At 38.5% G+C, this 7,111-nt stretch carries 7 protein-coding genes; all 7 read right to left on the bottom strand.

The features are described from left to right. Positions 1-60 precede the first annotated feature (60 nt). Positions 61-489, bottom strand: coding sequence for a CDP-glycerol glycerophosphotransferase family protein (locus ACESZH_RS23390; RefSeq protein ID WP_373219482.1), 429 nt, complete (start codon positions 487-489; stop codon positions 61-63). A 46-nt stretch (positions 490-535) separates the two neighbouring features. Continuing rightward, positions 536-1,468 carry a phosphorylcholine transferase LicD gene (locus ACESZH_RS23385; protein ID WP_373219481.1) on the bottom strand — a complete coding sequence of 311 codons (933 nt, stop codon included), beginning with the start codon at positions 1,466-1,468 and terminating at the stop codon, positions 536-538. 32 nt (positions 1,469-1,500) lie between these two features. Beyond that, complete coding sequence (locus ACESZH_RS23380) at positions 1,501-2,325, bottom strand: DUF4422 domain-containing protein (RefSeq protein WP_373219479.1); 825 nt, start codon at positions 2,323-2,325, stop codon at positions 1,501-1,503. Further along, a complete protein-coding gene (gene glf, locus ACESZH_RS23375) occupies positions 2,325-3,437 on the bottom strand; it encodes a UDP-galactopyranose mutase (RefSeq protein WP_373219478.1) in 1,113 nt (370 codons plus the stop codon). The genes ACESZH_RS23380 and glf overlap by 1 nt, the downstream gene beginning before the upstream one ends. 1,268 nt (positions 3,438-4,705) lie before the next feature. Further along, positions 4,706-5,548 (bottom strand): hypothetical protein, encoded by an 843-nt coding sequence (locus tag ACESZH_RS23370; RefSeq protein ID WP_373219477.1) that lies wholly within the window; start codon positions 5,546-5,548, stop codon positions 4,706-4,708. Beyond that, entirely contained in the window at positions 5,541-6,326 is a 786-nt protein-coding gene (locus tag ACESZH_RS23365) for an ImmA/IrrE family metallo-endopeptidase (RefSeq protein ID WP_373219475.1), read from the bottom strand. The genes ACESZH_RS23370 and ACESZH_RS23365 overlap by 8 nt, the downstream gene beginning before the upstream one ends. Before the next feature lie 11 nt (positions 6,327-6,337). Then, positions 6,338-6,796 carry a helix-turn-helix domain-containing protein gene (locus tag ACESZH_RS23360; RefSeq protein ID WP_373219473.1) on the bottom strand — a complete coding sequence of 153 codons (459 nt, stop codon included), beginning with the start codon at positions 6,794-6,796 and terminating at the stop codon, positions 6,338-6,340. Between the last annotated feature and the right edge of the window lie 315 nt (positions 6,797-7,111).

Here is a 7,111-nt window from a genome sequence, read left to right as displayed (position 1 = left end):
TAAGAATTGTCATATCTGAATTCTTACCAAAAAAGAGTTATTTTTTACCAGAAACACAAACTATTTTACACTACCTCCCGCTTTTTTATAGCAACCGCCTCCATGCCACGTCTGAACGATCATTTGACCTTTTCGGGTCGGCATTTCGTTGGTTCGTGTAAAGTTAAAAACAATGACCTGTGCCACATAACAGTAATACAAATGCTTCAAAGAACGGTATCTACAGATGATGGTATTTTTGTTCCGTTTCAAAAACTGAAACTGTTCCGGATTTGTAAACGCCCATACATACTCCACATCTTCCCGAAAGTTTTTCTGCATATACTCATACAGCGCTCGCGGATTGCAGGAATACTGTTTACCAACAAAGCTGTCAAACACAATCATTTTCTTGTGCTTGGGTAGCACAAATCCGAAAACGGTCCATGAATATTTTATAAGAGACGCAACGCCATATTTTATTCCTTCAATAAATGAATGATTTGTCATGTTTAGTCTTCACACTCCTTATAGTTTTTGTAAGTGGCTACACCTCTCAATCGTTTACTTTTGCTTCGGATTTTATATCTTCTGGAAATTTGAGTTCCAGCAAAACGTGAACTTCACGATCTTTTTCCTCCGGTATTTTCATATAATTACCGTACATATGTATAAGATAAGCATCGTAACACTTAGGCACTTTCCAAATATGGCCCTCGAACTCCATCTCTGCCGTTTCAACGAAATCTTTTCGCTTATACATTTCTCCAAAGAAATGATTTCTCCCTGCAGGTACTGTCACATATTCTGAATTGTTATTTTTACATAAACCATAACACGCTTGTGTCAGCCGCGTCCAAGTATTAACTGGTAAAAAGCTGACCAATCTTCCCAGTGAAATTTTAAATTTAAAAACTCTTTTTACTTGCGGATTATCGTTTGCCAGTTCCAACATCAACATACGATTATCATAAAAATTGCGACAAGAAAGCAGCAATCCCATACCCATACACAATACGCCGTGCAGTGTGCGCAATACTTTATTGTTGTATGTATTTTCAATACGTAACACGTCAATGAAAAAACCGCATTCCTGATTGTTGATATCTTCTCTACCCCTAAATACACTATTTTTTAATCGAACTCGATTCACTGTCATTCCATATCCAACAGTTTTATAGCTGTGTACCCAGTACTTATCGCCGAATTTTTTAAGAAAAGCTCTCTCAAATCGATCAAAGTCACTCCCCAGCATATCAATATCCATATCATCATCCCAAGGGATAAATCCATGATGCCTTACAGCTCCTAATGCACTTCCACCTGTTAAATGATATGTTATATTCTCCTCTTCACAGACGTTTATAACATCTTGTGCAATACCAATTAGTGAATGCTGATACTTTCTCAGCAACTCTCCTTCTAAATGAATATACCTTTCATCATCTGTGTTCATCTTTTTGAATGTAGAAACAGTGGATAATTTCATAAATTACTCCTTTTGTATACGCATGAACATTCTCAAAAACTTCCCTCATACTTTTTCCCTAAAAACTTTGCATTCAGAAAAGCTATTCCCTTTTTTCCCCAATTAATCTTTTCCATATGAATACAGGGAATTTCCTTTATCTGGTTCTTCCTCAAAGTTCCACTCTTCATTTGATAATCCAACCATACATTAAAGATGATTTCAGATATTCTCCCATAAAATCTCCCTTGAAATGCCGATAATTCGGGTATTTCTATTCTTTTGCTCAGTTCGAAAAGAATATCAAACAACCATGAACAGTATTCGTTCAAGGATTCCCTATCCATAATCATCATATTAAACATATATCCATAGGTACGTTGAATCACTTCATCGTAACTTTTTATGTAGTCCGGATATTTCTCATAAATAATTTTTCTGGTTTCATCCAATTGATTTGAATAATGTGTATGTGCATAATGGCTATAAAGAGTCTCTATATAATAATTTCTCTTATTCGGCGTAAACACCTTAACTTTACCAAGATATGGCCTAAGTTCCCGATAAGACAACACACTGTCAAAAAGATTCCTTCCCTTTTTCTTTATGCAAAAATGTCTCCTATAATGAACCAAGCCCACATAATCAGCATCAATGTTTTTCCATGCCCAATACAGCCCCGTTAATTCACAGAATGATGAATTCAGGGCAGAAATATTGTCACCTGTATTATCTTTTAGATATCCAAGATCAAGATCATTACCTGCAACATCTGTTTTACCTTCCGCTCCAACATGAAGGGGCAAATACATATCGTCTTTCGGCATCTGATACCTCTTATGGGTCGCAATAATTACTTTTACGGTATAGTGTTCCATTACTTAAGCTCTCTTTCTACACACTCCAGCGCAGATGCAATAACTGCATCCATGTCATAATACTTGTATTCTCCGAGACGACCACCGAAGATAATCTTCTCTTCCTTATCTGCCAGTTCCTTATAAGCTACATACAACTTCCCATTTTTTTCATCATTCACTGGATAATACGGTTCATCACCGGGTCTCCACTCAGAGCTATATTCACGAGAAATAATGGTTTTCGGCAAATCCTTGCCATCTTCATCCTTGCCAAATTCAAACCATTTATGCTCGATAATTCTCGTCCACGCCGTTTTACAGTCTGTATAATTAACAACTGCATTTCCTTGAAAGTTTGGTTTATCCAAGATTTCATTTTCAAATCGAACAGAACGATATTCAAGGTTGCCCAAGCAGTAGTCAAAGTACTCATCAATAGCTCCTGTATACACTACTTTTTCAGCTATTACATCGTATTCAGCCTTCTTTGCGAGATAATTCTCATTCAGTCTCACCTCAATTCCATCAAGAAGATTTGCAACCATCTTTGTATATCCGCCTATCGGAATACCCTGATAAAGAGCATTGAAGTAGTTATTATCAAAGGTCAAACGGACAGGAAGGCGTTTAATAATGAAGGCAGGAAGATTCTTGCAGTCTCTTCCCCATTGCTTCTCTGTATATCCTTTTACCAATTTTTCATAGATATCACGACCAACTAAAGAAATAGCCTGCTCTTCCAAATTTTGAGGTTCTCCAGTAATCCCTTTCTTCTGTTCTTCAATCTTTGCAGCTGCCTCTTCTGGCGTAACTACTCCCCACATCTTATTGAATGTATACATATTGAATGGCATAGAGTAAAGCTCACCTTTATAATTAGCTACTGGAGAATTAGTAAAACGATTGAAGTTTGCAAATTGCGTAATGTAATTCCAAACTTTAGTATTGTTGGTATGGAAAATATGAGCGCCATATTTGTGAAAATTAATTCCTTCAACATTCTCCGTATAAACATTTCCAGCAATATTAGGTCGCTTATCTATAACAAGAACAGATTTGCCCGCGGTTTTTACCTCATGTGCAAATACAGCACCAAACAACCCAGAACCAACTACCAAATAATCGTACATTTTCTCTTATCTCCTTTTAAACACCTATTAATATCGAAACAGTTCTCTTGACGGAGTTCTACAAGTCGTTGCACAAATCTTCTTTGTATACTCTGCCCTCACGTGATGAATCGCGCTTATGGCGCATTTTCTTTACTTAACCTATTGGCACAAACTCGAATTTCAATGTCACCCGAAGTTTCGTGTAAAAGTGTAATTATCAGCACCGCCAATCGTCTGCAATAAATTTCGTTTGCATAATAGAATCTAACTGCCAGTACCAATGATAATTTCTGTCACGATACCCCATCAAACTAAACCGAAAAATTCGCATAGACATTCAATGAGAGCAAGCCGCCCGGAAAGATAGATTTATCAAGGTGTCAAAAGCTCATAAGGCACAATATGTAGTATCATATAATTCTTTTTTATCCACTATATATTGATTTTTAAGAGGCTTTCAGAGCAACAAAAATAGTCCCATAAAAGGGGCTTTTACTGTTTTAGAGGTGTACCCTAAATTTTCAGTCGATTTCATCTCAGGTTGTAAAAAGCTCACTTATACAGAAAAAAGTGATTAAAATCACTTCCCTGCTGACAGAGTGATTTTAATCACTTATGCGAAAATGAGGTCTACACCCCGGAGGTTGTAAAAAGCTCACTTATTTATGAGAAGCTCATTAAAAGCAAAGTGATTATAATCACTTGCTGGAAAGCGCCTTGATGCGTAAGTGATTTTAATCACTTTTCCTTTCGGTGGGGAAACGAAAAACACATAGTGCAGAAACGAAAAATGTAGATATTGCGTATTTTTTTGCCTGCTCACAGGGCGGCGCAGTGTGGATTGTCAGAGTGATTACAATCACTTTTCCCTGCGGTCATATGGAAACTCCGTAAGTGAGTAAAATCACTTTCAGCTCTTGGGCAATTCCGAGAAAAAAGTGAGCTTTTTACACCCTCCCGTTTTCTGCCTCTGTGTGCAAAAAGTGATTAAGCTCACTTATTTCTTTGGTTGGAGAGCTTGAAAAAAAGTGATTAAGCTCACTTTTCAAAGCCAGGGTTCCACCCGGAATAAGTGATTAAGCTCACTTTTCCATAGCTGACCGGATTGACAGCTGCGCCAAACTGTGTATTATAATAGGTAGAAACTCGGTTCAGATCGGGGCGGCGCAGTGTAAATCAGTGCAGAAAAGGGCAAAAAAAGAAGCCCGCCAGCGTACCATGTAGGATTTACACAGTGCGCCAGCGGGCAGGTATTTTACTATTAGTCATTTCATCATCTTGCCGGTTCAGAAGATAATTTGAACGCTCTCATCTTCTAGCAAATCGATAAATTGACGGTTATTTAGCTTCTTTGAAGCCAATGCTACAGCCTGATCCGGTCGTCTCTTGGTATATGTAACTACTCTTTCATCTTTCCTGACATCATTGATCTTATCTCGCGTTATCGTTCCGTTTCGATACATCTGATATAGAAGAAAATCATTGGACTTGTAGCTTACATCAACTGAAGTCCTCTCGCGGAACACCTCTTTTAGTTGCCTATGAGCGGACATTTGATAATCAAAGGCATCCCTATCCTGAGTATATACCGTAATCAACTCCGCGTCTGGATAGTACCAAGAAAACACCTCAGCCAAAATAGTCAGCGATATTTCTCCAGCATTTTTCTTCTTCGTGCGCCCATTCTCTGTATTTGTATCGGACAGGGGCCAATTTCGATACATTTCCGAAATCCAATCACTGTAAGCCGACATGTCAATGGGATCTTCCTTTTGCACATATCGTCTCATATAGCTCTTTAACGCTCCGAGCGTGGATACCGCAGCGTAAACAATTCTGTAAAGATTTCCTTCCTCGCCATTCGCCAGTTCTGAATAGCTTTCTTCGGCAATTGAGTAAATTGGAAATCCATCATCAATTAGGCTATTAATATATTCACTGCGATAAGAAGAGTCACTTACTTCTTCTATTACCCATCTAGGAATAAATACTGCGTCATATCCACGAAGCAGTTCCTTCGCTGAAATACCGTTGCGTTCCATCTGCTCCATAAACGCAACAGCAGAATTATCCATGAGGGCGATTTTTGTTTCTCCATTGTACTGATGAAATGTTGGTATGTTAAGCATTCTTGTCCCCCATCACTAAATTGATTTCTCTCACAATACTTTTCAGAAATGAGGCATTGTCGTAGTTGTAATTCAATTCAGGGTTCTTCTTAATCCTTTCCTGAATCTTTGCTTGAAGTGTTCCAACATTCACCACATACGAAGCCTTTACAAGACTGTCATCAAGCCCTAACTCACGAAAACGATCTGCCAAATCTATAAAAGAATTATCAAAGTTCTCTTTGATTAATCCCATCAAAGTATAGTTTTCATTTAGGACAGCACTTTCATATAAAGCAATCAATACCGCCTTATATGGAGCTCTAAACGCATCCATACAATGGAAAATCTTTGGCAAAAATTCCATGTCGGACAATTCCGTGTAGTATGGCAACAGATTACCCAATAGCATAAGAGACGCAAAATATTCTGCCTTACGCTCTTCCATTATCGTTTCTGTCTCTATAACATGGCTGAACGATACATCATCGAAAATCAAATGATAAATTTCATGCCACGCCGTAAAGTATTGGTTGGCACGCGGCAAAGCTGTGTTAATTACCGGGATTCGCTTCCCGTCCTTAACAAAAATCGCTCCACTCCAGTATTGATTATCAAGTGGCACTTGAATAAGACCATAAGACTTCAATATCTGCATTGCCAACTGATCCGATGAACTAATCAGCATCCTGTTCCAGTTTGTACGTATCAGGAGAGTTTTTTCTCTCATTTCATCACGGATTTGGATATTCTTGCTTATTACCTCATCGAGATTACCTGCTACAATTCTCTCACTCATAGCTGCACCTCTCAGTAATAAATCTCACACAGATCAAGAATGTCCATAAGTAGCCCGTACTGTTTTTTAGCTTTTTCACTCATCTGATAATCACTAGGTGCATTCTGGGAGTATACAACATCGACAGATTTAGGCGCTGGGTCAAAAAATATCAGTTCATCCACAGAGAGATTTAAAACGGACAGTACTTTTTGAAGGTGTTTATCGAAAGTACTTTTGTTTTCAATGCTGCCATTCAATAGCTTATCCAATGTAGGGCGCGAAATATCCGCCTTCTTTGCAAAAGATACTTTTGTATATCCGCGTTCTCTGATACAGTCTTTTAGCTTTCTTGCAACAAGGCTACGTTGCTCAAACAAATCATCAAACTTCATTTTAACGCCTCCCTTCACATCTATATTATACGCTATCTCCTCAAGAATATCAACTGGTGTTGTAAAATATTTTTTTACTTTTTTACTTCCGCACAACTGTATGCGTCTCTCAATACTTCAAGCACCGATACGCATCAGCAACAAACTGAATGACATCCACGCTCATGCCCTGAATGAACACTTTTCCCTCAATGCGGCGTAAAGCATCCATTTGATCCTGGCTCACTCCTTGCCGCTGCCTACTTATGCAATCCGCCACCGCATCGTCAATGAACGCAGCGAGCTTTGCCCCCTCAACGACGCTTTGCACTGGCATCGGTACGCCACCTTCATTTGTCGCCCCGCAAAATAAAGTTCCTGTCTCTTGCACAAAAACAGCGAATTATTATATCAGTTCCATAATGATGTCTC

The organism is Ruminococcus sp. 5_1_39BFAA (genome assembly GCF_964240875.1).
Lineage (GTDB): Bacteria > Bacillota > Clostridia > Lachnospirales > Lachnospiraceae > Blautia_A.
This window is presented reverse-complemented; position numbering and strand designations above follow the sequence as displayed.